Source organism: Geothrix alkalitolerans (genome assembly GCF_022808885.1).
GTDB classification, from domain to species: Bacteria; Acidobacteriota; Holophagae; order Holophagales; family Holophagaceae; genus Geothrix; species Geothrix alkalitolerans.
On sequence record NZ_JAKZLE010000008.1, the window covers coordinates 110,334 to 136,540 of the forward strand.

24 protein-coding genes are annotated in these 26,207 nt (G+C 69.7%); 15 read left to right on the forward strand and 9 right to left on the reverse strand.

Annotated elements, in window-relative coordinates; all coding sequences use genetic code 11:
• Positions 1-87 precede the first annotated feature (87 nt).
• The 8 genes from MLJ35_RS14845 to MLJ35_RS14880 all read left to right on the forward strand — a co-directional run bounded on the left by MLJ35_RS14845 (position 88) and on the right by MLJ35_RS14880 (position 7,852).
• Positions 88-462 (forward strand): response regulator, encoded by a 375-nt coding sequence (locus MLJ35_RS14845; RefSeq protein WP_243288580.1) that lies wholly within the window; start codon positions 88-90, stop codon positions 460-462.
• Positions 463-515: 53 nt separating this feature from the next.
• Positions 516-1,274 carry a coiled-coil domain-containing protein gene (locus MLJ35_RS14850; RefSeq protein WP_243325193.1) on the forward strand — a complete coding sequence of 253 codons (759 nt, stop codon included), beginning with the start codon at positions 516-518 and terminating at the stop codon, positions 1,272-1,274.
• 35 nt (positions 1,275-1,309) lie between these two features.
• Entirely contained in the window at positions 1,310-1,810 is a 501-nt protein-coding gene (locus MLJ35_RS14855; RefSeq protein WP_243325195.1) for a chemotaxis protein CheD, read from the forward strand.
• Positions 1,811-1,818: 8 nt separating this feature from the next.
• A complete protein-coding gene (locus MLJ35_RS14860; RefSeq protein WP_243384976.1) occupies positions 1,819-3,462 on the forward strand; it encodes a chemotaxis protein CheA in 1,644 nt (547 codons plus the stop codon).
• A gap of 54 nt (positions 3,463-3,516) precedes the next feature.
• Positions 3,517-5,157 carry a methyl-accepting chemotaxis protein gene (locus tag MLJ35_RS14865; RefSeq protein WP_243384977.1) on the forward strand — a complete coding sequence of 547 codons (1,641 nt, stop codon included), beginning with the start codon at positions 3,517-3,519 and terminating at the stop codon, positions 5,155-5,157.
• Between the two features lie 11 nt (positions 5,158-5,168).
• Positions 5,169-5,714 (forward strand): chemotaxis protein CheW, encoded by a 546-nt coding sequence (locus MLJ35_RS14870; protein WP_243325203.1) that lies wholly within the window; start codon positions 5,169-5,171, stop codon positions 5,712-5,714.
• Positions 5,715-5,730: 16 nt separating this feature from the next.
• Positions 5,731-6,648, forward strand: coding sequence for a CheR family methyltransferase (locus tag MLJ35_RS14875; RefSeq protein WP_243325204.1), 918 nt, complete (start codon positions 5,731-5,733; stop codon positions 6,646-6,648).
• Between the two features lie 124 nt (positions 6,649-6,772).
• Entirely contained in the window at positions 6,773-7,852 is a 1,080-nt protein-coding gene (locus MLJ35_RS14880) for a protein-glutamate methylesterase/protein-glutamine glutaminase (protein ID WP_243384978.1), read from the forward strand.
• A 16-nt stretch (positions 7,853-7,868) separates the two neighbouring features.
• Here the strand turns inward: MLJ35_RS14880 and MLJ35_RS14885 are convergent, their stop codons facing one another.
• The 3 genes from MLJ35_RS14885 to MLJ35_RS14895 all read right to left on the reverse strand — a co-directional run bounded on the left by MLJ35_RS14885 (position 7,869) and on the right by MLJ35_RS14895 (position 12,022).
• Positions 7,869-9,479 carry a response regulator gene (locus MLJ35_RS14885; protein ID WP_243384979.1) on the reverse strand — a complete coding sequence of 537 codons (1,611 nt, stop codon included), beginning with the start codon at positions 9,477-9,479 and terminating at the stop codon, positions 7,869-7,871.
• A gap of 124 nt (positions 9,480-9,603) precedes the next feature.
• Positions 9,604-10,950, reverse strand: coding sequence for a sigma-54-dependent transcriptional regulator (locus MLJ35_RS14890; protein WP_243384980.1), 1,347 nt, complete (start codon positions 10,948-10,950; stop codon positions 9,604-9,606).
• Positions 10,922-12,022, reverse strand: coding sequence for a sensor histidine kinase (locus MLJ35_RS14895; protein WP_243325212.1), 1,101 nt, complete (start codon positions 12,020-12,022; stop codon positions 10,922-10,924). Before MLJ35_RS14895 ends, MLJ35_RS14890 begins: the two co-directional genes overlap by 29 nt.
• Positions 12,023-12,159: 137 nt before the next feature.
• Between MLJ35_RS14895 and MLJ35_RS14900 the strand changes: the two genes are divergently transcribed.
• The gene (locus MLJ35_RS14900) at positions 12,160-14,124 is read left to right on the forward strand and encodes a hybrid sensor histidine kinase/response regulator (RefSeq protein WP_243384981.1); all 1,965 of its coding nucleotides are present in this window, start codon (positions 12,160-12,162) and stop codon (positions 14,122-14,124) included.
• Positions 14,125-14,152: 28 nt separating this feature from the next.
• Here MLJ35_RS14900 and MLJ35_RS14905 read toward each other — a convergent pair whose 3' ends face one another.
• On the reverse strand, positions 14,153-14,563 hold the full coding sequence (locus tag MLJ35_RS14905; RefSeq protein WP_243384982.1) for an Hpt domain-containing protein: 411 nt from the start codon (positions 14,561-14,563) through the stop codon (positions 14,153-14,155).
• 292 nt (positions 14,564-14,855) lie between these two features.
• Here MLJ35_RS14905 and MLJ35_RS14910 point away from each other — a divergent pair, with 292 nt between their 5' ends.
• The gene (locus MLJ35_RS14910; RefSeq protein WP_243384983.1) at positions 14,856-16,805 is read left to right on the forward strand and encodes a CocE/NonD family hydrolase; all 1,950 of its coding nucleotides are present in this window, start codon (positions 14,856-14,858) and stop codon (positions 16,803-16,805) included.
• 79 nt (positions 16,806-16,884) lie between these two features.
• Complete coding sequence (locus tag MLJ35_RS14915; protein ID WP_243384984.1) at positions 16,885-18,174, forward strand: hypothetical protein; 1,290 nt, start codon at positions 16,885-16,887, stop codon at positions 18,172-18,174.
• Here the strand turns inward: MLJ35_RS14915 and cobB are convergent.
• From cobB to MLJ35_RS14940, 5 genes are read right to left on the reverse strand one after another with little or no spacing between them, the layout of a single operon-like run.
• On the reverse strand, positions 18,171-18,875 hold the full coding sequence (gene cobB / locus MLJ35_RS14920) for a Sir2 family NAD+-dependent deacetylase (protein WP_243384985.1): 705 nt from the start codon (positions 18,873-18,875) through the stop codon (positions 18,171-18,173). The two genes, MLJ35_RS14915 and cobB, sit on opposite strands and share 4 nt — an antisense overlap.
• Before the next feature lie 9 nt (positions 18,876-18,884).
• A complete protein-coding gene (locus MLJ35_RS14925) occupies positions 18,885-20,504 on the reverse strand; it encodes an alkaline phosphatase family protein (protein ID WP_243384986.1) in 1,620 nt (539 codons plus the stop codon).
• Positions 20,504-21,148, reverse strand: a complete 645-nt coding sequence (locus MLJ35_RS14930; protein WP_243295412.1) for a hypothetical protein — start codon at positions 21,146-21,148, stop codon at positions 20,504-20,506. Before MLJ35_RS14930 ends, MLJ35_RS14925 begins: the two co-directional genes overlap by 1 nt.
• A 22-nt stretch (positions 21,149-21,170) precedes the next feature.
• Positions 21,171-21,707: an RNA 2',3'-cyclic phosphodiesterase gene (thpR, locus tag MLJ35_RS14935; protein WP_243384987.1), complete on the reverse strand. Its 537-nt coding sequence runs from the start codon at positions 21,705-21,707 to the stop codon at positions 21,171-21,173.
• Positions 21,689-22,240, reverse strand: coding sequence for a thioredoxin family protein (locus MLJ35_RS14940; RefSeq protein WP_243318835.1), 552 nt, complete (start codon positions 22,238-22,240; stop codon positions 21,689-21,691). The genes thpR and MLJ35_RS14940 overlap by 19 nt, the downstream gene beginning before the upstream one ends.
• Before the next feature lie 118 nt (positions 22,241-22,358).
• On the opposite strand from MLJ35_RS14940, the gene MLJ35_RS14945 reads away from it, so the two are divergent.
• Genes MLJ35_RS14945 through MLJ35_RS14960 form a run of 4 tightly spaced genes read left to right on the forward strand, consistent with a single transcriptional unit; the run spans position 22,359 to position 26,087 of the window.
• Positions 22,359-23,849 (forward strand): sigma-54 interaction domain-containing protein, encoded by a 1,491-nt coding sequence (locus MLJ35_RS14945; RefSeq protein ID WP_243384988.1) that lies wholly within the window; start codon positions 22,359-22,361, stop codon positions 23,847-23,849.
• 23 nt (positions 23,850-23,872) lie between these two features.
• The gene (locus MLJ35_RS14950; RefSeq protein WP_243384989.1) at positions 23,873-24,754 is read left to right on the forward strand and encodes a 50S ribosomal protein L11 methyltransferase; all 882 of its coding nucleotides are present in this window, start codon (positions 23,873-23,875) and stop codon (positions 24,752-24,754) included.
• A complete protein-coding gene (murI, locus tag MLJ35_RS14955; protein ID WP_243384990.1) occupies positions 24,751-25,542 on the forward strand; it encodes a glutamate racemase in 792 nt (263 codons plus the stop codon). The genes MLJ35_RS14950 and murI overlap by 4 nt, the downstream gene beginning before the upstream one ends.
• Before the next feature lie 17 nt (positions 25,543-25,559).
• Positions 25,560-26,087 (forward strand): GNAT family N-acetyltransferase, encoded by a 528-nt coding sequence (locus MLJ35_RS14960; protein WP_243384991.1) that lies wholly within the window; start codon positions 25,560-25,562, stop codon positions 26,085-26,087.
• The last annotated feature ends 120 nt before the right edge of the window (positions 26,088-26,207 follow it).

Genomic DNA, 26,207 nt, shown 5'->3' on the forward strand with positions numbered 1-26,207 from the left:
TTTGCAATCCCGGCTGTAGTAGATGCCGGTTTTCGAACAGCACCGGGACGCGCTGACGCCCCGGTCCTTCTCGTGTTGAGGGCCCCCATGACCCAACGGAAAAAAATCCTGCTCGTCGACGACTCCAGCACGGTGCTCATGGTCGAGCAGATGATCCTCAAGAACAGCCCCTTCGACATCCTGATCGCGCGGGACGGGGAGGCCGGGTTCGAGACGGCGCTGAAGGAGCGCCCCGACCTGATCCTCATGGACGTGATGATGCCGCGCATGGACGGCTTCGACGCCCTGCGGGAGATCCGCGCCCATGAGGAGATCAAGGACATCCCCGTGATCATGGTGACCACCCGCGGCGAGGGCGTGAACATCGAGACCGGCTACACGGTCGGCTGCAACGACTATGTCACCAAGCCGATCAACGGATCCGAGCTGCTGAGCAAGATCAACAACCTCATCGGTTCCTGACGCCTGGAGCCTTCCCGGTCCCGAACAACCGCAGCCGATTGCTGGAGCCTTCCGTGGCCAACGAACCCAACCAAGAATCCTACGTCCGCCGCGTGCTGGAGGAGACGCGCGAGTACGAGCGCCGCCTCCGCGAGGACAACGAGGGGCTGAGGGAACTCGTCGCCACCCTCGAATGCGAGCGGGTGGCGCTCCAGAAGCGGGTCGAGGAGCTGGAGGCCGGCGCCAACCAGCAGATGAGCGAGCTGAGTGCCCTGCGGGAGCGGCTGACCGCCCAGGTGAACGCGAACCAGAAGTCCACCGAGCAGCAGCTGGCCATCGAGCAGCAGAACACCAACCTGGCGAACCTCTACGTGGCGAGCTACCGGCTCAACAGCGCCCTGGACCGGGCGGAGCTCGTGGACGCCATTCGGGAGATCGTCATCAACCTGGTGGGCTGCGAGGAGTTCGCGCTGCTCGAGCCGAACGGTGGCGGCGGATGGCAGGTCTGCGATTCCATGGGGCTGCCCGATGACTTCCTGGCCAGCATGACCCGTCCCGACGGGGTTCTGGCCGGCCACCTGAAGTCCCGGAAGATGCACGTGACGGATCCGGCGGTCCTCAGCATGGACGAACTGGACGTCTCCAGGCCCTCGGCCAGCATCGTGATGAGCGTCGGGGACGAGACGGTGGGCGCCGTCGCCATGTACCGCCTGCTGCCCCAGAAGTCCGGGCTCGAGCCCCTCGACCGGGAGCTCTTCGACCTGCTGGCCGCGAACGCGGCCATGGCCCTCTACCGGCTGAAGCTTCAGGAATTCGTGAAGGGCGGGAAGTAGCCACCCGCCGGCGCTTGACCGCATCAAGGAGACCCATGCCCCACTTGCCCGCCCCTGGCTGGATCCCGGCTGATGCCGCCAGCGGTGGTGTATCGGTCTACCTGCATCCCGGGCACCTGCACGTGTCTCTCGTGCCCTGCACCATGACCACGATCCTGGGTTCCTGCGTGGCGGTCTGCCTCTGGGACCCCGTCTCGCGGGTCGGAGGCATGAACCATTTCCTGCTCGCCCATCATCCGGCGGGAGAGCCCGATTCCGCGCGCTATGGCGATTCGGCTACGGACCTGCTGATCAGCGCCGCGGCGCGGGCGGGCGGGTCCCTCGGGCGCCTCCAGGCCAAGCTCTTCGGCGGTGCCTGCGTGCTGGGATCGGCGGCGCCCGGCGCCAACCACCTCGGGCTCAAGAACGTGCAGGTGGCCCGGGAACGGCTCGCCGCCCACGGCATTCGCGTGGTGAGCGAGGACGTGGAGGGTGCCCGTGGCCGGAAGATCCACTTCCAGACCCTGGATGGCGCGGTGCTGGTGAGGACGCTCTAGGAGGCCGCATGGACATCGATCTCAATGCCATCCGTGCGACGTTCTTCGCCGAGACCGGCGAGCACCTGAACGAGTTCGAGGGGGCTCTGATCGAGCTGGAGCGGCAACCCGGGGACAAGGCCCTGGCCAAGACCATCTTCCGGATCGCGCACACCATCAAAGGGGACGCCTCCATGGTGGGCTACACCGCCATGACGGAATTCGCCCATGGGCTGGAGAGCCTGCTGGAGAAAATCTCCGGGGGGGTGCAGCCCTTCACGCCCGCCCTGGCCACCATTCTCCTGCGCTCGGTGGACGCCCTTCGGGCCCTGGCGGGCGCGGAGGATCCGAGCCTGATGCCGGCCGGCATCCGGGAACTCCTGAACGAACTGGAAGGCGCCTCGCAGGGGAGCGGAACGGCGCAGCAGGAGCCCCAGGCCGGAGCCGAGCGGCGATCCCGGGCCCGCGACGCGGCCAAGACCCTCCGGGTGAAGGTGGCCAAGCTGGACCGGATGCTGGACCTGGTCGGGGAGCTGGCCATCAGCCGCGGCCGGCTGGACACCCAGATCGCCACGCTCGCCGGCGCCAAGGCTTCCGCCATCCAGGACGCCCACCGTGACATGGACCGCCTCTTCATCGAGCTCCAGGAGCATGTGATGCAGGCCCGGCTCGTGCCGGTCGGCACCCTCTTCCAGGGGTACACGCGGGCGGTCAGGGACCTGGCTCTGCACACGGGCAAGGAGATCGACCTCGCCATCGAGGGAAGCGATGTGGAAGTGGACAACGCCGTGGTCGAGCAGCTGCGGGAGCCCCTCATCCACCTCCTCAGGAACGCCATCGACCACGGCATCGAGAACGGGGTGGAACGGCGCGCCGCGGGCAAGTCCCCCTGCGGGCACGTGAACCTGAGGGCCCGGCACGAGTCGGCCTTCGTGATCATCGAAGTCGCCGACGACGGCGGCGGGATGGCACGGGAGAAGCTGCTGGCGCAGGCCCGGAAGTGGGGCGGCGTGGAAGACGTCGACCGGCTCAGCGACGCCGACCTCCAGGCCCTGATCTTCGAGCCTGGGTTCTCCACGGCCACCCGGGTGACGGACCTCTCCGGCCGGGGCATCGGCATGGACATCGTGCGGCGCGCCGTGGAGCGGCTGCGGGGCACCATCTCCGTGAAGAGCCTTCCGGGCCAGGGCACCACGTTCACGCTCCGGTTCCCGCTGACGCTCGCCATCATCGAGGGGTTCGGGGTCACCGCCGGGGATGAGTCCTACGTCATCCCGCTGGATGCGGTGGTCGAATGCGTCGACCTCCCCGCCGATCAGCGCAGCGAGGTGGAAGGTTCCGGCGTGCTCAGCCTGAGGGGGGAACCGCTGCCCTACCTGAGCCTTCAGGAGCTCTTCCGCTTCGGGACGGGCGGCGAGGGCCGCCGGAAGATCGTCGTGGTCCACCATGGCGAGGGCCGCGCGGGGATCGCCGTGGACGACCTCCAGGGCGAGTGCCAGGCGGTGATCAAGCCGCTGGGCAACCTGTTCAAGCAGACCATCGGCATCTCGGGCTCCACCATCCTGGGCAGCGGCCGGGTCGCCATGATCCTGGACGTTCCGGCCCTCCTGCGCGAGGCCGTGGCCCGCACCGCGGCCCGCGGGGAGGCTTCCTGGCCCTTTGGCCAGGCCTGATCCGGTGAAAGGTTTCCCAATTGCCTGTTCGTTCTATATGAAAGGAGTCCCACGATGTTTTCGGTCCAGAACCTAAAGATCAAGACCCAGATGTTCCTGGGAGGCGGTGTCGTTTCGGTCATGCTGCTGATGCTGGCCTGGGTGGGCAACAGCTCCGTCGACCAGATTAGTCGGGGCGCCAACACCACCTTCACCTACGACTACGCCCTCGCCGAATTGTTCATGGACATGGGTAGGAACGCGGTCCTGATGCGGCGCTGGGAGAAGGACGTTTTCCTCAATTTCGACGACAAGGCCAGGCGGGATGAATATGCCCGCAAGTGGAAGGAAACGCAGGCCGCGCTCGTCGAAACCGTCGACAGGGCGGAGAAGGTCTCGACGGCCAGCGAGGACCGGGATGCCATCCGCTCCATCCGGCTGGACATCACCAGCTACGGATCCGAGTTCGAGAAACTCATCCCCCAGATCGACATGGGCCTCTTCAAGACCTCCCAGGAATTGAACAAGGCCGCGGACCCCTACAGGGAGGCCAGCCGGCGCCTTGAGGCGGCTTCCGAGAAGGCGGTGATCCGGCACGAGAAGGAGATGCACGAGAACATCCGCCAGATGCAGGACACATCGCTGAGGATGACGCGGCTGATGCTCGGGATCACGCTGGTCTCCCTCATCGCCGCCATGGCGATCGTCTGGCGCATCTCCATGCGCCTCTCCAGGGGGGTGTCCATCGTGGCCGACGCCATTGGAAAGATGGCTGATGGCGACCTGCGCAACAGCGTGGAGGTGTCGGGTGCCGAGGAGCTGAAGGAGATGGGAGCGGCCTACAACCGCATGGTGGAGAACCTGTCCCAGACCATCGGGGAGGTGAGGACGGGCGCCAACGCGCTGGCCTCGGCGGCCCAGCAGGTGTCCTCCACCTCGCAGGGGCTCTCCCAGGGGACCAGCGAGCAGGCCTCTTCCGTGGAGGAGACCACCGCCAGCCTGGAGGAGCTGAGCAGCTCCATCGAGCAGAACGCCGACAACAGCCGCCAGACCGAGCAGATGGCCATGCAGAGCGCCCGGGACGCCGACGAGAGCGGCCAGAGCGTGGAAAAGACCGTCGAGGCCATGAAGATGATCGCCGAGCGCATCTCGATCATTGAGGAGATCGCCTACCAGACCAACCTGTTGGCTCTGAACGCGGCCATCGAGGCGGCGCGGGCCGGCGAGCATGGCCGGGGCTTCGCCGTGGTGGCCACCGAGGTCCGCAAGCTGGCCGAGCGGAGCCAGGGCGCGGCCAAGGAGATCAACGAAGTGGCCGGCGGCAGTGTGGGGGTGGCCATCAAGTCGGGCGAGCAGCTCAAGGAGCTCGTCCCCGCCATCCGCAAGACCGCCGAGCTGGTCCAGGAGGTCGCGGCCACATCGCGCGAGCAGGCCAGCGGCGTGAAGCAGATGAACAAGGCCATGACCCAGGTGGACCAGGTCACCCAGCGGAACGCCTCGGCGGCGGAGGAGCTCTCCTCCACGGCGGAGGAGCTCGCCTCCCAGGCGGAGGCCCTCCAGCAGCTGGTGGCCTTCTTCAAGGTGACGGGGGACGAGGCGGTTGCACGGCATGCCCCCGCCGCCCCCTTCATGCGTCCGGAACCCGCCCCGCTGGCGGGCAGGGCCATGAAGCCCGCGGTCGGCCTCGACCAAGACCAGCACTTCAAGCGGTTCTGAGGGGGGCGGCGATGGACACGAGCGTTCTGGCCGACCTGGCCAACCACGACCAAAGCCAGTACCTGTCGTTCTTCATCGCGGACGAGGAGTTCGCGGTGAGGATCCTGAAGGCCCGGGAGATTCTGGAGTACGGGACGGTCACCAAGGTGCCCGGGGCCCCTCCGACGGTGCGCGGGGTGATCAACCTGCGCGGCGCGGTGGTGCCCGTGGTGGACCTGGCGCTGAAGTTCGGGCTTCCTGAGCGGGAAGTCACGAAGCGGACCTGTGTCGTGATCGTCGAGGTGGGCGCGGGCGAGGACAAGACGACCATGGGGGTGATCGTGGATTCGATCAGCCAGGTGGTCGACCTTCCGGAGGAGCAGATCGAGCCTGCGCCGGACTTCGGGACCAAGGTCAAGCTGGAGTACCTGCTCGGGATGGGGCGCTCCGGCAAGAAGTTCGTGATGGTCCTGGACATCGACAAGGCCCTCTCCCCGTCCGAGCTCTCCTCGGTCGCCGCCATCGCCGGGCAGGCCGCGGAGGCGCCGCAGGGCGCGGAACCCGGGTCGGGCGACTGAAAGGCCACCCTCAACTATGGACCGACCGCGGCGTCCCGCCTCCCCCGCGTCTGAGGCCGTGGGGGACTACGCGATCCGGAAGGAGGAGTTCCGGGCCTTCCAGGACCTGATCCACCGGGAATCCGGGATCTTCCTCGCGGACCACAAGCTGGCCCTCCTGGGGGGCCGCCTCCACGCGCGGCTTCGCGCCCTGGGCCTGACGAGCTACGGGGAGTACTTCCAGGCCGTCCAGAAGGACGAGGCCGAGCGCATCGAGATGCTCGACCGGATCTCGACCAACGAGACCCACTTCTTCCGGGAGCCCCACCAGTTCGAGTTCCTGAAGACCCAGGTGCTGCCCAGGTGGGTGGAGGATGCGCGGGCCGGAAGGCGGTCCAAGTCCATCCGGGTCTGGAGCGCCGCCTGCTCGACGGGAGAGGAGCCCTACTCCATCGCGATGCTCCTGCTGGACCAGCTTCCGTCGGCGGAGGGCTGGTCCATCGAGATCCTGGGCACCGACATCTCCACCCGGGTGCTGCAGAAGGCCAAGGATGCGCTGTGGCGCATCGAGAAGGCCGAGGAGATCCCCACGCCCTACCTCAAGGCCTTCATGCTCGAAGGGACGGGCCCCGAAAAAGGCAAGATGAAGGCCGGGCCCGAGATCCGGTCGCTGGTGTCCTTCTCCCGGATGAACCTGAACAGCCGGCCCTACCCCGTGCCTGGCGGGTTCGACATCATCTTCTGCCGGAATGTCCTGATCTACTTCAATACGGCCACCAAGGCGGGGGTGGTGGAGGAGCTGCTGGCGCATCTGGCGCCGAGCGGCCTGCTGCTCCTGGGTCACGCTGAAAGCCTCCACGGCCTCACCGAACAGGCGCGCAGCGTGGGACCCACCATCTACGCGCCGCTCCAGTCCACCTACTTCAGCGGGCAGAAGCTGCCACGGCTGCGCTGACCGTGATTTCAAGGGCCGGGTCCGGCCGCCGATAAGATCCCTGACGTACGTTTTCTCTTGTCTCGCGGCATCGGGCCACGTACTTCTTTAGCCAGGCCAGGACCACGCAGGCAGGTGGAGCGCGATGCCAGAACTCCAGCGGAATCCCGGACAGCCCCCGATCCAGGTCCTGGTCGTGGACGATTCGGCCGTGGTCCGGCAGGCGCTTACGGCCGTCCTGGGCCAGGAGCGGGACATGCGGGTGGTGACCGCGCAGGATCCCATCTTCGCCCTCCAGAAGATGCAGACGCTGAGACCGGACGTCATCGTCCTGGACCTCGAGATGCCCCGCATGGACGGCATCACCTTCCTGCGCCGGCTGATGAAGGACGACCCCCTGCCCGTGGTGATCTGCTCGAGCCTCGCCGCGCGGGGAGCGGAAGCGGCCATGCTGGCCCTCGAGGAAGGGGCCCTCTCGGTCATCACCAAGCCCCAGCTCGGGGTCCGGGATTTCCTGCACGAATCGGCCATGCAGATCATCGACACGGTGCGCGCCGCGGCCTACTCCCGCCTGCGCCGGAGGCGGGCCGCGCCCCTTCACCGGCCCCCCATCGAAACCGGCGCGCCGGTGCTGGGGACCACGACGGACCAAGTGGTGGTGGTGGGGGCGTCCACGGGGGGGACGGAGGCGCTCCGGGAGCTGCTGTCGGCCATGCCAGTGGATTGCGCGGGCATCGTGGTCGTCCAGCACATGCCAGAGCTGTTCACCGCGGCCTTCGCCAAGCGGCTCAACGAGGTCTGCCGGATCGAGGTGAAGGAGGCCGAGGACGGGGACGGGATCCTCGTGGGACGCGCCCTGATCGCGCCCGGGAACCGCCACACGGAGGTGGCGCGGTCCGGCGGCCGCTACGTGGTCCGCGTGAGCGACGGGCCCCTGGTCTCCCGCCACCGCCCAAGCGTGGACGTCCTGTTCCACTCCGCCGCCCGCGCCGCCGGGTCCAACGGGGTGGGCGTGATCATGACGGGGATGGGGGATGACGGCGCCAATGGCATGCTGGAGATGAGGCGGGCCGGCGCCTACAACCTGGCCCAGGACGAAGCCTCCTGCGTGGTGTACGGCATGCCCAAGGAGGCGGTGGAGCGGGGCGGAGTGGATGCCGTGGTGCCGCTCCAGGCGCTGCCGAAGGCCATCCTGGACGCCGTGCGGCGGGGGCGGCGGGCCTGATACGCCCGTTCGGTCGCTATTCAGCTTTGATGCGCACCGAGAAGGAATACATCTTCGAGTTGGAGTACCGCGTGACCACGCGGAAGTTCCGCAGCAGGTACCAGCACCGGGCCTTCACGTTGCCGTCCGGGGTGGAGGACCAGAGGTTGGATTCGTCGTCCGGATTCAGGAAGTCGCCGTACGGGTTCCGGTGGCCCACGAAGGGGATCTGGAGGATGGCCTGGCCGTTCGCCAGGCGGCTGTTGTCGCTCAGCCCCGGGATGGCTTCGAAGATCGTGCCCCACTCGTCGTCCGAGGGGATGCGGGATCCGAACAGCTTCATGGCGGCGTGCCAGGTGAACAGGATGTTCCCGTTGAACTCGTAGATGCCCTCCCGGTGGTCCGGAGCGGCGGCTTCGTTGTGGCGCCGGAGCCTGATGCCCCCCACCTCGACGGAATCCGGGTGGACGGTGATGGCATGGACCTTGGCCAGCTCTTCCGGGGTGCTGGCGTAGCGCTCCTCCAGCTCCTGGAGGAACTGGACCACGGGGTCGTCCGCCGGGGCGGTGTGGCGCGCGGGAGAGGGCGCCGAGGCGGGCCTGTCCGGCTGGAGGCGGACGGTCCCCAGCAGGAGGTCCGCCTCCTGCTGGAAAGTGGACAGGGGCACCTGGATGCCCGCCTCGATCAGCTTGGCGGCTCGGGCGATGCGTTCGGTCAGCACGCCGTGGATCAGGAGCGCCTCCTCGTGGAGGCGAAGGATCTCCGGGGTGTCCAGGGGGGGTGGAGGGCTGGGGGCCGGGTGGAACAGGAGTTGGGCGCCTGCGGGGGTCAGCTCCCTCCCCCCGGATGGCTCGACGCTGGGGTGCGTGTCTTCGTGGAGAAGCTCTGGCGGGAAGGCCCTGGGGGGTGGCTGGATGACGGGGGGGATCCGGCCGGAAGTCACCGGAGAGGCGGAGCCCTCGGCCGGCGAACGCAGGGCCTCATCCCGCAGCCTCAGGCCCTCCAGGAGCACCATGGCCGTGCTCTCCCGGATGGAGTGCATGGGCGCCTCGATGCCCTCCTGCATGTCGAAGTTGCCGCCCTTCCAGGCGATGAGGTCGTAGACCGCCTGGGCCCCGGTGACCTGGTCCCGGACCGCGTGGACCACCTGGCCGTCCTTGAGCCAGACGCGGCCCGTCTGCCGGCCCAGCCGCACGGTCAGGCAGCCTGTGTTCCGGGTGGCGGAGTACAGCTGGACGAGGTCCACGAACCCCAGGCTCAGGGAGCCGGTGAAGCCGCCCTGGTTGGACTGGATGGCGAGGTCGACCTCTTCGATGAGGGCCTTGGGGGCGAACGGCTTCTCGACGAAGCCGAAGGCGCCCCGCTGGTCGATCTCCTTGCGCATCTGGGGGCTGCCGAAGGCCGTGATGAAGATGATGGAGAGGTCCGGCTGGATCTTCTGGGCCTGGATCATCAGGTCGATGCCGTTCACCACGGGCATCTGGAAATCGGTGATCAGGACGTCGACCTTCTCCCGATGGAGGAGGGACAGGGCCTCCATCGGGTTGGAGCAGATCTTGAAATCCACGGTCGGGCGCTCGCGCGCGAAGTGCTGAGACACCGACCAGAGGAGATCCTCTTCGTCATCCACCATCAGGACACTGGCCATGGCCGAATGGGATGCAACGGGGACGCCAAGTGTTCGCATGTTGTTAATCGGATATATCATTTGGCTTGATGGTTGGTGGGGTCGGGTCTGGGACGGCGATCCGGATCATTTATTAACCAGGTGATCAGTCTTTGACCGGGTAGGCCCCGGCCTTCCGGAGCCAGGATCGGAGGGTCACCCGGGTCACGCCCAGGGTCCTCGCGGTCTGGCTGAGGTTGCGTCCGGAGGCCTCCCAGGCGTCCACCATCCGGCTCCGCATCGTGTCCTCCAGGCGCTCCTGGGGCGCGGGCGGGAGGGGGCCGGTGGAGGAACCGGCGATCTCGGGGGGCAGGTCCGCCAGCTGGATCTCAGCCCTGGGCGTGAGGATGGTGGCGCGCTCGAGAACGTTGCGCAGCTCGCGGATGTTCCCGGGCCACCGGTAGCGGGTCAGGGCCGCCATGGCCTCGGCGGAGCAGCCCGAAGGGGCGGTGCCCATGCTCTCCCGGAACTTCGCCAGGAAGCAGTCCGCCAGGAGCGGAATGTCCTCCAGCCGCTCCCGCAGCGGCGGCAGGTGCACGGCCAGGACCTTCAGGCGGAAGTAGAGGTCCTCCCGGAACCGGCCGGCCTCGACGAAGGCGGAGAGCTCCCGGTGGGTCGCGGCCACGATGCGGACGTCCACCTGGATCTCCCGCTCGCCGCCCACCCGGCGGAAGGGGTGCCCTTCCAGCACCCGCAGCAGCTTGGGCTGGAGGTCGAGGGGAAGCTCCCCGATCTCATCCAGGAAGAGCGTGCCCCGGGAGGCCAGCTCGAACAGGCCCCGGCGGGCCGACTTGGCGCCCGTGAAGGCGCCGGCCTCGTGCCCGAACAGCTCCGATTCCACCAGCTCCTTGGGGAGGCAGGCCGCGTTGACCACCACGAAGGGGCCGTCCTTCCGGGGACTGGCGCGGTGGACGAAGCGGGCGGCCAGCTCCTTGCCGGTGCCCGTTTCTCCCGTGATGAGCACGGGGGCATGCACGGCCCCGGCCGCCTGGGTGAGGGCCCGCATGGCCCGCTGGAAGGCCGGGGCCGTGCCCACGATCCCCTCGCCCGCCATGGACTGGCGCCGCATGGCCTCGAGGCTCCGGCGGAGGGTGCTCTGCTCGAGGGCGGCCGAGAGGCTCGAGAAGAGCGTCTCGGCTCCCACCGGCTTGGTGAGGTAGTCCGCGGCGCCGAGGCGGAGGGCACGGATGGCGGAAGCCGCCTCGTCGCGGGCGGTGAGGACGAGGACGGGCGTGGTGGGATCCTGGGCCAGGAGTCCCTTGAGCAGGTCGTGACCGTCCTCGTCGGGCAGGCCGAGGTCCATCACCACCAGGTCGTGGAGGGCCCGGGCGGCCAGGCTCCGCGCCTGGGCGGCCGTGGCGGCGCGCTCGACTTCGTACCCCTGGCGGCTCAGCAGCCCGCTGAGGGCGAAGGCCAGGTCATCGTCATCTTCCGTCAGCAGCACCCTGGGCACGAGGGGCCTCCCGTGGGAGCGAGAGCAGGAGGCAGGTCTCCTGCTGGGGGATGGAGGTGGCCACCAGGCTGCCCTGGTTCTCCAGGGCCAGGCGATGGGCGATGGCCAGCCCGATCCCGGTCCCCTTGGGCTTGGTGGAGAAGAAGGGCGAGAAGATCTTGGTCAGCAGCTGGGGCGGGATGCCGGGGCCGTCGTCGCAGATGCGGATGTGGGTCATGGTCTGGCCCCGGAGGGTTCCCGCGGAGGCCGCCTCGATCCGGATGCGGGTGGGATCCTTCACGGCATCCAGGGCGTTCTCCAGGAGCGCCACGAGGATGCTCACGGTCTGCACCTCGTCCGCGTAGACCGTGAGGCCGCCGGGCGGAACGGAGAGGGTGGGGCTGGTGCCGAAGGGGCGCAGGCGGCCCTCGAGGCTCTCCATGGAGCGGAGCACCATGGACTTCACGTCGAGGACCTTGGGGGTGGGCACGGATGGGCGGCTGAAGTCGAGGAAGACCTTCATGAGCGATTCGATGCGCAGGGCCAGCTTCTGGAGGCGCTCCACGCACTCCAGTTGGGGGCCGGGCTGGAGGTCCTGGTTCAGGAGCTCGCAGAGGGTCCGGATGGAGGCGAGGGGGTTCCGGACTTCGTGGGCGAAGGAGGCCGCCAGCTGCCCCAGGTCCGAGTAGCGTTGGCGCTGGCGCTCGTTCTCCTGGAGGTTCCAGAACTCCGCCTTCTGCCGGATGGCGGCTGAGAGCCCTTCAAAGAGGACATCGGGCGTGACGGGCTTGGTGAGGTAGTCCGTGGCGCCGTACCGGAGGCCCCGGATGGCGGAAGCCGCGTCGTCGCGGGTGGTCATGACGAGGATGGGCAGGCTGGGGTGCTGGTAGGACAGCCCGCGCAGCAGCTCGAACCCGTCCTCGTCCGGGAGGCCCAGGTCCATGATCAGCGCATCGTAGGCCGTCCTCGAGAGGCAGTCCCTGGTCTCCGAGGCGTTGGCGGCCCATTGGACCGAACAGCCGCGGGTCCTCAGGATCTCCTCGGCCATCATCGCCGTGACCGGATCGTCTTCGGTGAGCAGAATCGAGTACATGGGATCCAGGAGAGGGCGCGGCGGGCCGGAGGCGCGCGTGGCCTGGCGCGGGTTTCACCAGGGTACCGCAAAGGCAGGGCAGGACCCCGGGTTTCCGGGCCGGGGAAAACAGGGGATCATGACCTTCGGCCACCGCCATGCGACCGCCCCCCCTCCCTCCCGATGAAGCCTTCCGTCTGGAGGTGGTGCGGAGCCTCGGCCTTCTGGACACGCCGGCGGAAGCGCGCTTCGACCGCATCGCCCGGGCGGCGGCCCGGTTCTTCCGGATGCCCGTCGCCTTCGTGGGTCTGGTGGACGCCACCCGCCTGTGGCTCAAAGCCAGGCAGGGGTTCGACCAGACCGAGGCGCCGCGGGATCTGTCCTTCTGCGGCCACGCCATCCTGGCCTGGGAGCCCTTCGTCGTGGAGGATGCCCGCCTGGATGAACGGTTCGCCGACAACCCCCTGGTCGTCGGCCCTCCCTTCATCCGGTTCTACGCGGGCATGCCCCTGCGAGGCCCCGGGAACGCCCTGGTGGGAACCCTCTGCGTGATCGATCGGCTTCCCCGCACCTTCTCGCGCTCGGATCGGGAGTACCTGCTGGATCTGGCTGCCTGGGCGGAGCTGGAGCTGATCCATCCCCCCGAGGGGGCCGGGAATGCCGTGGCACCCGCGGGAACGGCCGTCCATGCCCCGCAGGCGCTGGACCGGGACGCCCACCTGAAGCTCATGCTCCAGGCCCTGCCGGACTTCCTGTTCCGCCAGGATCGCCAGGGGACGTACCTGGAGGTCGTGGCGCGCTCCACGGGCGACCTGGTCAAGCCTCCCGAGCAGCTCCTGGGGCACACCATTTCAGAGGTCCTGCCTCCGGAGGAGGCCATGGCCTTCCTTCAGGGCATCGGCGAGGTGCTCGACACCGGGGAGACGCGCACCATCGAGTACCACCTCACCATCGATGGGCGCGGGGAGGATTTCGAGGCGCGCATCGTGCCCTGCGAACCCGGCCAGGTCCTCAGCATCGTCCGCAACATCTCGGCCCGGCGCGATCACGAGCGCATGCAGGAACGGTTCCTGCGCACGGTCATCCACGAGCTGCGGACGCCCCTCTCCAGCATCAGGAGCAGCCTAGAGCTGATGCTCGAACAGGAACGCGTCGACGGCTTGTCCGGGAAGGCCCGGGATTTCGCAGCCATGGCCCACACCAACACCGTGCGCCTCGCCCGCATCGTGGACGAGATCCTCGGGCAGGCGAAGCGAGGCTACCTGTCCGTCTCGCTGCGGCGCTGCGACCTCCGGGACCTCGCCCGCCAGGCCGTGGAGATGGTCCAGGCCTACAGCGATTCCTTCGGCGTGCGCCTGCCCTTGCAGCTCTGCCCGCAGGAGGCCGACGTCCGCGCAGACCCCGACCGGGTGATCCAGATCCTGGTGAACCTGCTGTCAAACGCAGTGAAGTACAGCCCTCCGGGGGAATCCGTGGTCACGCGCGTCGTGTCTTCCGTGACCGGCTGGGCGGTGGAGGTGGAGGACCACGGCCCCGGCATCCCGGCGGCCTTCCAGCCCAGGGTCTTCCAGGAGTTCTCCCAGGCCGGCGGTCCCCACCAGCAGCCTGGAAGCGGGCTCGGCCTCTCCATCTCCCGATCCTTCGCCCAGTCCATGGGGGGCGCCATGGCCTTCGAGTCCGAGCCGGGGCGCACCATCTTCCGCCTGGAGCTTCCGGTGTCGCTCCGCCCCTCCGCCCTGGACGACGGTGGGCCGGACCGGCCCACTGCCATCCTGCATGTGGAGGACGACGATGTGGTGAGCGAGCTACTGGCCAGCGCCCTGGAAGGCGTGGCGAGCGTCGATCATGTCAGCACGCTGGAGGCGGCCCGGCGGCGGATCCCGGAGGGCCGCTGGGGCCTGGCGGTCCTGGACGGCATGCTGCCCGACGGGGCCGGCGTCGACCTGCTGCCCTTCTTGCGCGAAGCCTATGGCGCCGACTTTCCGGTGGTCCTCTACACCGGGGACAGCCAGTCCGTGGAATCGGACGGGGAGTTCGTCCATGTGCTCATGAAGGGGCGTTGCGGGCCCGACGAGATCCGTCGGGTCGTCCAGGGAGCCCTGGAAAGGCGCCAGCGGCGCTGAGGGAGCCGGCCCGCCCCGGATCCCCGGATCACTGCGGCGCGTGGGCCCTGAGGTGGTCGCGGAAGGCCTGGATGGAAGCGGCGCCGACCTCCTGGAATCCTGTCAGGGCTGACCGGCATGCCGTCGGATCGCCGCCTTTCGCGGCTGTTTCGATGGCCGCGGCGCGGGACCGGAGCGTCGCCAGTCCGATGCTCCCCGAGGAACCCTTCAGGCGGTGGGCGGAGGCGCGCACCCGCCCAAAATCAGCGGCCTCGAGGGCCTCCCGCAGGTGGCGGCCCTCCTCGGCGAAGCGGAGCTCGAACAGATCGACCATCTGGAGGAGGCGCGCCTCGGGGATCCCGTGCTGGAGGCAGGTGTCCAGGTAGGCGCAGTCCAGGAGGGGGGACCGGGGACGAGCCCCTTCCGCCTCCTGACCTGAAGGGCGCTGTCGATCGGACATGCCCGCCTCCCCAGGAAATAGTCTAGGCCGTTCAAGCCATTTCCCGGCGGCACGATCAGCTGACCCAGGAATCTTCTATATTCCATGAACCGGCTCGAGATCTGCGCGCCCGGTGCGGTGTCCGACCCCGGGGGTCGACGGATGTCGCAGCCGGCAAAAAATGTCGCGACTGCTTCCCCCACCCTGCGGGTTCCGCCCAGGCTAGACTGGCCGATCTCCTTCCACCGCCGACCCGCTCCTCCGCGCCTTCGCGCCGGGCCCCCGGCGACGGCGGGAGGCGCTGGAGGCATCCATGTCCATCACGCGATCCCTGGGCTCATCGGCCCTCACACCGGCCCTCACGCTGGCCCTCACGCTGGCTCCGGCCGCGGGGCTCATGGCCCAGGGCACGGGCCTGCCGAGCGAGATGCCGGCCGAATTCAAGGAGGCCTCGGGGAGCTGGGACCACACGCGCCGGGAGGTGATGATCCCCATGCGGGACGGGGTGAAGCTGAAGACCATCATCCTGATCCCCAAGGGCGCCAAGGACGCGCCCATCCTCCTGACCCGCACGCCCTACAGCGCCGCCGTGCAGACCAGCCACGCCGCCAGCGCCCACCTGGGGCCGGTGCTCCAGGGCTACGACAACGTGACGGACCTCATCGTGGAAGGCGGCTACATCCGCGTGATCCAGGACATCCGCGGCAAGTACGGCTCCGAGGGCGACTACGTGATGAACCGGCCCCTGCGCGGGCCCCTGAATCCCACGGCGGTGGACCACAGCACGGACACCTGGGACACCGTCGACTGGCTGGTGAAGCACCTGCCGGAGAGCAATGGCCGCGTGGGCATCCTGGGCATCTCCTACGACGGCTTCCTGCCTCTGATGGCGCTGGTGGATCCGCACCCGGCCCTGAAGGCGGTCGTGCCCATGAATCCCATGGTGGACGGCTGGCAGGGGGACGACTGGTTCCACCACGGCGCCTTCCGCGCCCAGAACCTCAGCTACATCTACGAGCAGCAGGCCACCCGCGGGAACGACCTGAAGTGGTGGACCGACGTCTTCGACGACTACGACCTGTTCCTGCGGGCGGGCTCCACGGGGGCCCTGGCCGCCAGCCGGGGCATGGAGCAGCTGGGCTTCTGGCGCAAGATCACCGAGCATCCGGCCTACGACGCCTTCTGGCAGCAGCAGGCCATGGACAAGGTGCTGGCGAGCCGGCCCCTCCGGGTGCCCACGCTCCTGGTGCACAGCCTCTACGACGCCGAGGACATCTACGGCGCGCTGGCGGTGTGGAAGGCGATGAAGCCCAAGGACACCACGGGCGACCGCCTCTTCCTCGCCATGGGCCCCTGGAGCCACGGCGGCGAGATCGGGGAGGGCAGCAGCCTGGGCCCCCTGAAGTTCGGCCAGGACACGGCCCTGCAATTCCGGCGCGAGGTCCTGAAGCCCTTCCTCGACGAGCACCTCAAGGGCGCCGCGAAGGCGGACCTGCCGCCCGTGAGCGCCTTCGAGACGGGCACCAACACGTGGCGGAAGCTCCCGGCCTGGCCCGTGGCCGGCGAGGGCAGCGCGGTGCGCGGAACGCCCTTCTACCTCGAGGCGGGGCTGAAGGTGTCCAGGTCTGCCCCGAAGGCCGGCGGCGCCTCGTACGAAGCCTATGTGTCCGACCCGGCCAAGCCCGTGCCCTTCCGGGCCCGCCCCATCCAGCCCGTGGGCTACGACGCGGCCCACACCTGGCCCCAGTGGCTCACGGACGACCAGCGCGAGGCCTCCGGGCGCCCCGATGTGCTGGCCTTCGTCTCTGAGCCGCTGAAGGAGCCCCTCCGCATCGCCGGCGAGCCCGTGGCGAACCTGGTGGCTTCCACCACCGGCACCGACGCGGACTGGGTGGTGAAGGTCATCGACGTCTACCCGGACGAGGTGGCGGCCCAGCCGCCGATGGGGGGCTACCAGCTCATGGTGTCGGCGGACATCTTCCGGGGGCGCTACCGCGAGGGCTGGGACAGCCCGAAGGCCCTGAAGCCCGACGAGCCGCTGACCTACCGCTTCGCCCTGCCGGCGGCGAACCACGTGTTCCTGCCGGGTCACCGCGTCATGGTGCAGGTGCAGTCCACCTGGTTCCCGCTCTACGAGCGGAACCCCCAGACCTTCGTGCCCAACATCTTCTTCGCCCGACCCGAAGACTATCGCCCCGCCACCCAGCGCATCTGGCACATGCCCGGGAAGGCCAGCTTCGTGGAGCTGCCGGTGGCGAAGTAGGAGGGATTTTTTGCCCTGCCCGGGAGTAGGATGGGCGCTGGATCCCCTCCTGAACCGGGCCCTTGGACGGAGACGCCCCGTGTCGTTTCGATCGCTGCTGAGTCGACTGCTGCCCCGGAAGCCCGCGCCCACTGCCGGCACCTGGGAGCGGCCGAGGGCCCTGGACCGGGGCCGGGTGGGTCGGCCGCAGATCGCCATGGACGACCAGGGCAACGCCCTGGCGGCCTGGCACCACCGGAGCGCGGACCACGAAGGCGTCTACATCTGCCGCTACCACGCGGACCAGCGGAGCTGGGACGTGGTGCCCCGGCGCCTCGACAGTGCCCGCACCCAGGCCCAGGCGCCGGAGATCGCCATGAACTGCCGCAGCGAACTGGCGGTGGTCTGGCACGAGCAGGAGGGGGACCAGGTCCGGGTCTGCGCCCGCCACATGCTGGGGAGCCAGGAGACCTGGGTGCCCTACCCCATGACCCTCCAGGCGGCCCCCGGCGAAGTGCATAGCCTGCACACAGCCATGGACCTCCAGGGGAACATCCACGTCGTCTGGTGCCATGGGACCCCCGGGGCCTACCGTGTCTACACCAGCGGGTACCGGGCCGATGACGGGGGATGGGACCCGCAGCCCATCCCGCTGGGAGATCCCTCCTCGGAGCCCCTCTTCCCCCAGCTGGCGGTCAATGACGCGGGCCAGGGCCTGGTGGCCTGGGATGCCGGCGGGAACCGCATCGTGGCCTGCCACTACGATCCCGGAGGCCGCTGCTGGAGCGACCGTCCGACGCGGGTGGCCGAGGGCCGCTCCATCTACCTCCGGATGGCCGTGGACGCGCGGGGAAACGCCATCGTGCTGTGGGTGGAGGAGGGGGATGCCGGCATCCGCACCCTGCAGGCCAGCCACCTGGACGCCCGCCGGATCGAGTGGACGCGGGCCCCGCGCCTCAGCTCGGGCCGCGCCATCCTCTGGCCCCAGGTGGGCATGGATGCCCGGGGCGGCGCCCACCTGGTGTGGCGGCAGGAGGCGGCGGGCCTGATGAAGCTCTACGCCAAGCGCTTTGCCGAGGGGCGCTGGGACGAGCAGCGCACCCTGCTGGTGGAGGATGCCGGCCACAGCCAGGCCCACGCCCTGGCCGTCAATCCCGAGGGTCACGCCGTGGTCCTCTGGCTCCAGCGCCAGGCCGCCCAGGCCATGGTCTGCGTCCGGCGTTTCGATGGCCGGGCCTGGAGCGCCCGGCCCCTCCTCCTGGGCACGCCCAGCCGCAAGGACATCCAGAACCCCGGCGCCGTGCTGGCTCCCGGCGGGCACGTGGCCGTCATCTGGCGCCAGGGCGACCCCCAGGACGGATTCATCCTGAGCGCCATGGGCCAGGCCTAGGTCCGCAGGAGCTCCTCCACGAAGGTCGGCACGAGGTCCGTGGCCCGGCCCACGCGATGCTCCCGGAAGGCGTCCACCACGCGGCTGGGCTCGAGGTTGAGCTCCACCGTGCGGGCCCCGGGACGCACGGCCGCCACGAAGCCCGCGGCGGGGTAGACGTGGCCGCTGGTGCCGATGGCCGCGAAGAGGTCGCAGCGCTCCAGGGCGTCGAAGATGCGGTCCATTTCCAGGGGCACCTCGCCGAACCAGACGATGTGGGGGCGCATCCCTCCGCGCCGGCAGACGGGGCAGCGGCTATCGGCATCCATGTCGCCGGGCCAGTCCAGGACCGCCCGGCAGGCCAGGCAGCGGCCCTTGAGCAGCTCGCCGTGCATGTGGAGCAGGTTCCTCGATCCAGCGCGATCGTGGAGGTCGTCCACGTTCTGCGTGACCAGCAGCACCTCGCCCGGCCATTCTCGTTCCAGGCGCGCCAGGGCCGCATGGGCCGCATTGGGCCGGACGCCCGGCAGGCTCCGTCGCCGCTCGTTGTAGAAGCGGTGCACCAGGGCGGGGTTGCGCTGGAAGGCCTCGGGGGTGGCCACGTCCTCCACCCGGTGGTTCTCCCAGAGGCCGTCGGCGTCCCGGAAGGTGCGCAGGCCGCTCTCCGCGGAGATCCCCGCGCCGGTGAGGATCACGAGGGAGGCATCGTGGGAGAGGGCCATGCCGGAATCCTAGCGCCTCGGCAGCAGGTCCAGCGCCCGGCCGTCCACGGGACCGGGCTTCAGGCCCAGTTCCCGGGCGAGGGTGGGGGCGAGGTCCACGGTGCGGACGGGCTCGGGTCGCTCGCCGGCCTTCCAGGGGCCCCAGAAGATCAGCGGGACCCGCCGGTCATAGGCATAGGGGGTCCCATGGCCCGTGGGCCATTCCGTGGGGGGTACGCCGAAGACCGTCCAGGGCTTGAAGGCCACGAGCACGTCGCCGCTGCGGCCGGCTTCGAAGCTGCGACGCAGGAGGACGCGGAGGCTGGAGTCCCGCGGGCTGCCCGTGGCAGCGGGATCCGTGACGGCCAGCTCCTCGGCGGTGAAGGCGTCGGCGACCTCGGGCCGGGCACGCAGCCAGGCCTGGACCTTCGCGATCACGGCCTTCCGGTCCAGCCCGGCGGCCTTGAGGGCAGCCTCCCGCAGGTAGAGATCGTTCGGCTCGGACGAGTCCTCCACGAGGTCGGCGTCCACCTTGAAGGCGGCCTTCAGGGCCTCCCGGAGGTCCTTCAGGAAGGCGGCCGTGTCGATGCGCCGGGCGGGGAACCCGTTGTCGGACAGGGCTTCGGGAATGTCCATGCCGCCGTGGTCGGCGCAGAGCACCACCCAGGCGCCCGGGTCCCGGCGCCGCACCGCCTCCAGCAGCCGGCCCAGGGTGCGGTCCAGGCGATGGATCTGGTCCCGCATCTCCGTGCCCAGGATCCCGTAGCTGTGGCCGATGTAGTCCGTGGCCGAGAAACTCACGGTGAGCAGGTCCGTGGCGGGGCCCCGGCCCAGGTGCTCCGCCTCCATCAGGGTTTCCGCGGCCTCCAGGGTGACCTCGTCGAGGAAGGGCGACCTGCGGAACCGGGTCTCGAAGTGCTTGTCGAGGGGCATGCCCGCGCCCTGGACGAGGCGGGGCAGGGCGCCATTGCGGATGACCTGGCCGGGGAAGGTCCAGGTGGCCACGCGGCCTTCGGGGGTCGACGGCTCCTTCCTCCAAAGCCAGCTGCGCGTGGCGAAGCGCTCCTTCAGGCCGGCGTCGAAGGTCATCATCCACGCGGGGAGCCGGTCGGCGTAGGCCGGAGACGTGATGAAGCCGGCGGTTCCGGAGAACCAGTAGACCGCCGTGGGCCGGCGCCCTGCCATGAGGATGGCCGCACGGTCCTTGCCCGATACGGAGAAGGCGCGGCTGCCGGGGGCCTGGGCCTGGAGCCAGTCACCCAGCGTCTCGCCCAGGAAGCGCGCGTTGGTGGAGGTGGCGGAGCCGCCGCCCTCCCCGTTCTCCACGCAGTAGACGAAGCGGCCGGACGCGCGCTCGAACCAGCGGTTCTCGACGATGCCCGTGTGCGCCGGGAACCGGCCCGACAGCAGCACGGAGTGGCCGGGGCCGGTCTCGGTGAAGCCGTGGTCGTGGTAGGCCTCGGTGAAATAGGCACCCTCGCGCATGAGGCGGGCCAGGCCGCCCGTCAGCTCGGGTCCGTAGGTCTGCATCAGCTCGGCGGAGAGCTGGTCCACCGAGACGGCCACCACCAGCCGGGGGCGCTCGGCGGCGGTGAGCGTAAGGGTGAGGGCCGCGGCCAGGATGCCGGCGAGATTGGGCAGTCGCCGCATCAGAAGGTCACCCCCACGCCGAAGGTCCACATCCGCTCGAACTCCTGGCCGCTGCCCTGGGCGGTGAAGTAGGCGCCCAGGTCCGAGGCGCTGCCGAGCTGCACGGGATGGTCCTTGCTGACCGGCTGCTGGTAGCTGGCGGCCAGATAGGGATGGACCAGCACGCTGGGAATGCGCCAGCGGGCCCCCACCCGCAGCCAGGTGCGGCTCAGGTCCTTGGCGCTGGAGGCACCGGCCGTGTCCACGGTGTAGCGCTGGAATCGCTGGATGAGGCCAATCTCGCCGGCCAGGCCCACGAAGGGCACCCACACCTGAGCGTTGAGACCCACCCCCACGCCCTGCTGCTTCAGGGCGGTGCCCTGGGCGGTGGTGCCGGTGGCCAGGCTGCCGTCCGCTTTGAACTGCGAGTATTCCAGGCCGCCCTCCAGCTTCAGCAGGGGGCCCACCTGGAAGATCTGGTGGTTCACGGTGGCGATGAAGCCCTTGCCCGTGTCGAAGTCCCCGGCCACTAGCTGGCCCGTGCCCGAAATCAGGGTCTGGGGCAGGTTCTGGCCCGAGGGCCGCGGCAGCTCCAGGCGCAGGTCCCACTGGGCCGAGAGGGGCAGGGCGGTGGCAAGCAGGGCGGGCAGGACGGCAAGGCGCATCGGGGCTCCGGCAAAACCTCGATCATACCGTCCGCAGATTCCAGGCCCGCAGGGGCGTGTAACTTCCCTGCGGGCCGCTCTCGAAAAGCACCAGCCGATCCGCGGTGAAGCTGGCGGGGGGTGGCGCGTCGAACCCCCCCAGGGGCCGGGGCCGCCGGAGCCGCGCCAGCGTGAGGTGCGCCCGGAAGGGCTTGGCGTCGAAGGCCTCGCCCGCCGCCGCCAGGGCTCCACGCAGGTCTGCGGCCAGGGCCTCGAGGGCGGGGCTGGGAGCCAGCGCCAGCCAGAGCACCCGCGCCCGGGGGCCTGTAGGGAAGCTGCCCAGCCCGGCCGTGGCCAGGGGGAAGGCCCGATGACGGCTGGCGACCCCGGCTGCCGGGGCTTCGAGGCCGGACAGGCCTTCCATCGGACGCTCGCCGAGGAAGGCCAGGGTCAGGTGCAGGCCCTCGGGCCGGGCCCAGCGGTCGATCCCCGGATGTCCTGCCTGCCAGCGCCCCAGGGATGCCTGCAGCACTGGCGGGAGCGGCAAGGCGAAGAAGAGCCTCAGCGATGGTTCCGCCATTTGATGCTGCACCCCATGCTCGGATGCTGGACCTCCAGGGGTTCCTGGCCGGCCAGCACGCGGTCAATGGCGGCCTTCAGCTCCCGCCGGGTCACGTGGGCGGCATCCTTCCAGTTGTCGTCCAGGCGGCCGCGGTAGACCAGGTGGCGGTGCTGGTCGTAGAGGAAGAAGTCCGGCGTGCACACGGCGCCGAAGCTGCGCGCCACCGCCTGCTCCTCGTCCCAAAGGTAGGGGAAGACGTAGCCCTTGGCCGCGGCCCGGGCCCGCATGGCCTCGAAGCTGTCCTCCGGGTAGGTCTCCGCGTCGTTGGCATTGATCCCCACCACCGCGCAGCGCCCCTGGTAGGCCTTCGCCAGCGCGTTGAGGCGGTCGTCCACGGCCTGCACGTAGGGGCAGTGGTTGCACATGACCACCACCAGCAGGGCCGGGCAGTGGAAGTCGTGCAGGGACCAGAGCCGCCCATCCACCCCCGGCAGCGTGAAGTCCGGACAGGTTGTGCCGAGCGGGACCATGGTGGATTCCGTCAGGGCCATGGGGACCTCCGGGGTGCTCCTCCAATGTACGCCCAGGGGCAAGCAGACCATGCCGAGGTCATTTTTTTGACTTGACCCGGTGTTCCCTGCCTCTAGGCTGAATCCAACCCAGGAGCCCATGACCCAGCTGCCGCGCCTTCACTGGTCCACCCTCGGCGAAGACACGGGGGGGCTGGAGCATCGGTGGGCGGGCCTTTGGGATGTGACGGTGGACCACAGCTCCTCGCCGGCCCTGCCGCCCAGGGACACGGACCTGTGGGTGATCAGCGCCAAGGGCGCCTGGCCACCGCCGGAGATGACGCGCCTCATGGCCGAGGTGATGGCCCTGCCCATCCTCCTCGGCTTGAAGCCGGATGCTCCGCCCATGGATTCCAAGGCCCTCGCTGAGTGGGGCGCCCTGGGCAGCGTGCGCTGGGGCGTGCTGGGCCCCGAGCCGCCCATGCCGGGCCTGCGGCCGCGCTCGGGCAACACCACGCAGCTCAGCGCCTCCCAGGCCCTGGCCTTTGGCCTCATCGGCACCAGCCCCGCCATGCAGGAGGTGCTGGCCCGGGCCCGAAACGCCGCCGCCACGCGGGCCACGGTCCTCCTGCTGGGGGAGAGCGGCACGGGCAAGGAGGTCATCGCCCGGGCCATCCACCGCATGAGCGCCGATGCCGCGGAGCCCTTCGTGGCCGTCCACTGCGGCGCCATCCCCGAGAACCTCCTGGAGTCGGAGCTCTTCGGCTACAACAAGGGCGCCTTCACGGACGCCCGCAAGGACACGCCGGGCAAGTTCCGCGAGGCCCAGGGCGGGACCATCTTCCTCGATGAAGTCGGGACCATGCCCCTGGCGGCCCAGGTGCGCCTCCTGCGGGTGCTCCAGGAACGCGAGGTGCAGCCCCTGGGCGGCGGCGCACCCGTGAAGGTGGACCTGCGGGTGGTGACGGCCTCCAACGTGGACCTGTGGAAGAAAGTGCAGGACGGCAGCTTCCGCGAGGACCTGTTCTATCGCCTGGAAGTGGTGCCCATCCTCATGCCGCCCCTGCGGACGAGGGTGGAGGAGATCCCCTTCCTGGCCCAGCACTTCCTCAACCGCAAGGCCCGCGAGCACCGCCTCTATCCCAAGGCTTTGCACCCCAGCGTGGATCCCCTGCTGATGTCCCTGCCCTGGCCCGGCAACGTGCGCCAGCTGGAGAACGCCATCGAGCGGGCCATCGTGCTCTCGGGCACCCGGCCGGTGCTCACGCGGGAGGACTTCACCTTCCTCGCGGACCGGATGGGGCTGCCTTCGAATGGCGCCGAACCGCCGGCCCCGAACGTGGTGCCGGCCACCTTCGTACCTCCGGCCTTCGTGCCCCCAGCCTTCGTGCCCCCAGCCTTCGTGCCTCCGGCCGCCGCCTCGTTCCCGCCCCCGGCGACGGCCTTCGGGATGGACCTGCCGCCCGAGGGCATGGACCTGAACCAGGTGGTGTCGGACATGGAGAAGACCCTCATGCTCCAGAGCCTTGCCATCACCCGGGGCAACAAGAAGCGCGCGGCCGACCTGCTGGGCCTCAAGCGCACCACCTTCCTGGAAAAGATGAAGCGGCTGGATCTGGAGGATGCGGACGGCGCCGAGGCGGAGGCCTGAGGCGCCCCTGTTAACCTGAGGGCATGACGGACGCGACGCATCTGAGGTGGAAGCTGGAGGTGCCCGACCCCCAGGAAGAGGCGCTCTGCGCCTGGCTGGAGGCGCGGGGATCCTCTGCCTTTTACCGCGAGGCCGATCCGCCGCGGGCCTGCTTCGCCTATTTCCCCCCGGACCAGGCGCCGCCGGATGCGGCGGGCCTGGCGGCCTTCCCCGGCGTGCGCCTGCTGGAGGCCGAGGCCTTCGGCGACGAGGACTGGCTGGCCAAGAGCCGGGAGGGCTTCGGCGCCTTCGAGGTGGGCACGCGCTTCCACGTGCGGCCCCTCTGGGACGCGACGCCCGGCCCGGCCGACCGCCTGGACCTGGTGGTGAACCCGGGCCTCGCCTTCGGCACCGGCGGCCACGAGACCACGCGCCTCTGCATGGAGCTGCTGGAGGAGCTGGCCGCCTCGGACCGCCTGAAGGGGCCGGTGCTCGACATCGGCGCGGGCACGGGCATCCTCTCCCTGGCGGCCTTCCTGCTGGGCGGGCGGGACCTCACGGCCTTCGACATCGATCCCGACTGCGGTCCCGCCATGACCGAGCTCATGGAACTGAACGCCCACCTGCTGAAGGGGATGGCAGCCGGAATCCGGCCCTACGACAGCTTCGTGGGCACCCTGGACCACCCGAAGGTGCAGGGCCCCTACGCGGGCCTGCTGGCCAACATCCTGCTGGAGACCATCCAGGAGCTGCTGCCCCGCATGGCGGAGGTGGCCGCCCCCGGCGGCTGGCTCGTGGCCAGCGGCATCCTGGCCGAGCGCACGGACGAGGCCCTGGTGAGCCTCGTCTCGCACGGGTTCAGGCCGGAGAAGGTGCTGAAGGAAGGCGAGTGGATCGCGGTGCTGGCGACGCGGGAACCCTCATGAACCGCGCGGACCGCCCGATTGGCGTCTTCGACTCGGGCATCGGGGGCCTGACGGTCATCCACGCCCTCCGCCAGATGGTGCCCCAGGAGGAGTTGATCTACCTGGGCGACACGGCGCGGTTGCCCTACGGCAGCAAGAGCCACCACACCATCGAGCGCTACACCCTCCAGATGGGCGAACTGCTCCAGCGTCACGACCCCAAGCTCATCGTCATCGCCTGCAACACGGCCAGCGCCCATGGCCTGCCCGCCCTCCAGGCCGTGAGCCCCTGCCCGGTCATCGGGGTCATCGAGCCCGGCGCGGAGGCCGCGGCGGAGGCACCCGGCGCCGTGGGCGTCATCGGCACCCTGGCCACCGTGGGCAGCGGGGCCTACGAGGCGGCCATCCGCCGCCGGGATCCCGCCAAGGTCATCCACAGCGTGGCCTGCCCCTTGCTGGTGCCCCTGGCGGAGGAGGGCTGGTTCGACGACCCCGTCACCGACAGCGTCTGCCGCCGCTACCTGGACCTGTTGCCCGTCGACGTGAAGACCGTGGTGCTGGGCTGCACCCACTATCCCACCCTGCTGCCCAGCCTGGCGCGCTGCCGCCCCGGCACGCACTGGATCGACAGCGGCCGGGTCACCGCCAAGGTGGTGGACCGCCTGCTCCAGGGCAGCCTGGGCTACCGCACGCAAAGCGCCCGCGGCTCCCTCCGCGTCCTGCTCACGGACGCCAGCAGCCGCCTGAAGGAGGTGGGGAGCCGCTTCCTGGAGGAGGCACTGGGCGACGTGGACGTGGTGGACATCTGACGGCGGGGAGGGCGGCGATGAACCAGGACCTGTGCATCCGTGAGCTCCGGGACGACGAATCCGAACGGCTCGGCCAGCTGATGGTCGAGGTCTATTCGGGCCTGGCGGGCTTCCCCACGCCGGAAGAGCAGCCCGGCTACTACGCGATGCTGGCCCGGATCGGAGACTTCGCGGACAGGAAGGACGCCAAGGTGCTCGTGGCCGTCTCGTCCTCGGGCCAGCTGATGGGAGGCGTCGTCTATTTCGGGGACATGGCCGAGTACGGTTCCGGCGGAACCGCCACGGCGGTCACGAATGCCTCTGGCATCCGCCTGCTCGGCGTGGGCCCGGGGTTCCGGGGCATGGGGATCGGCCGGGCCCTCACCCAGGCCTGCATCGGGTTGGCGCGGGAGCGGGGGCACGCCCAGGTGGTCCTGCACACGACCGAGGCCATGGGGATCGCGTGGGGGCTCTACGAGCGGATGGGATTCGAGCGCTCGCAGGACCTCGACTTCATGCAGGGCGCACTGCCGGTCTTCGGGTTCAGGCTCCACCTGAACGCCTAGGGTCTGTTTTCAAAGTGGATGCGAGCCGCGACGCCGTCCAGCCGCGCGCATGGCAAGGCGGGGGCCGAAGGGCGATGCGGGACATCGTTCGAGGCCCCCAACGCAGCCAGGGGTGCGGCT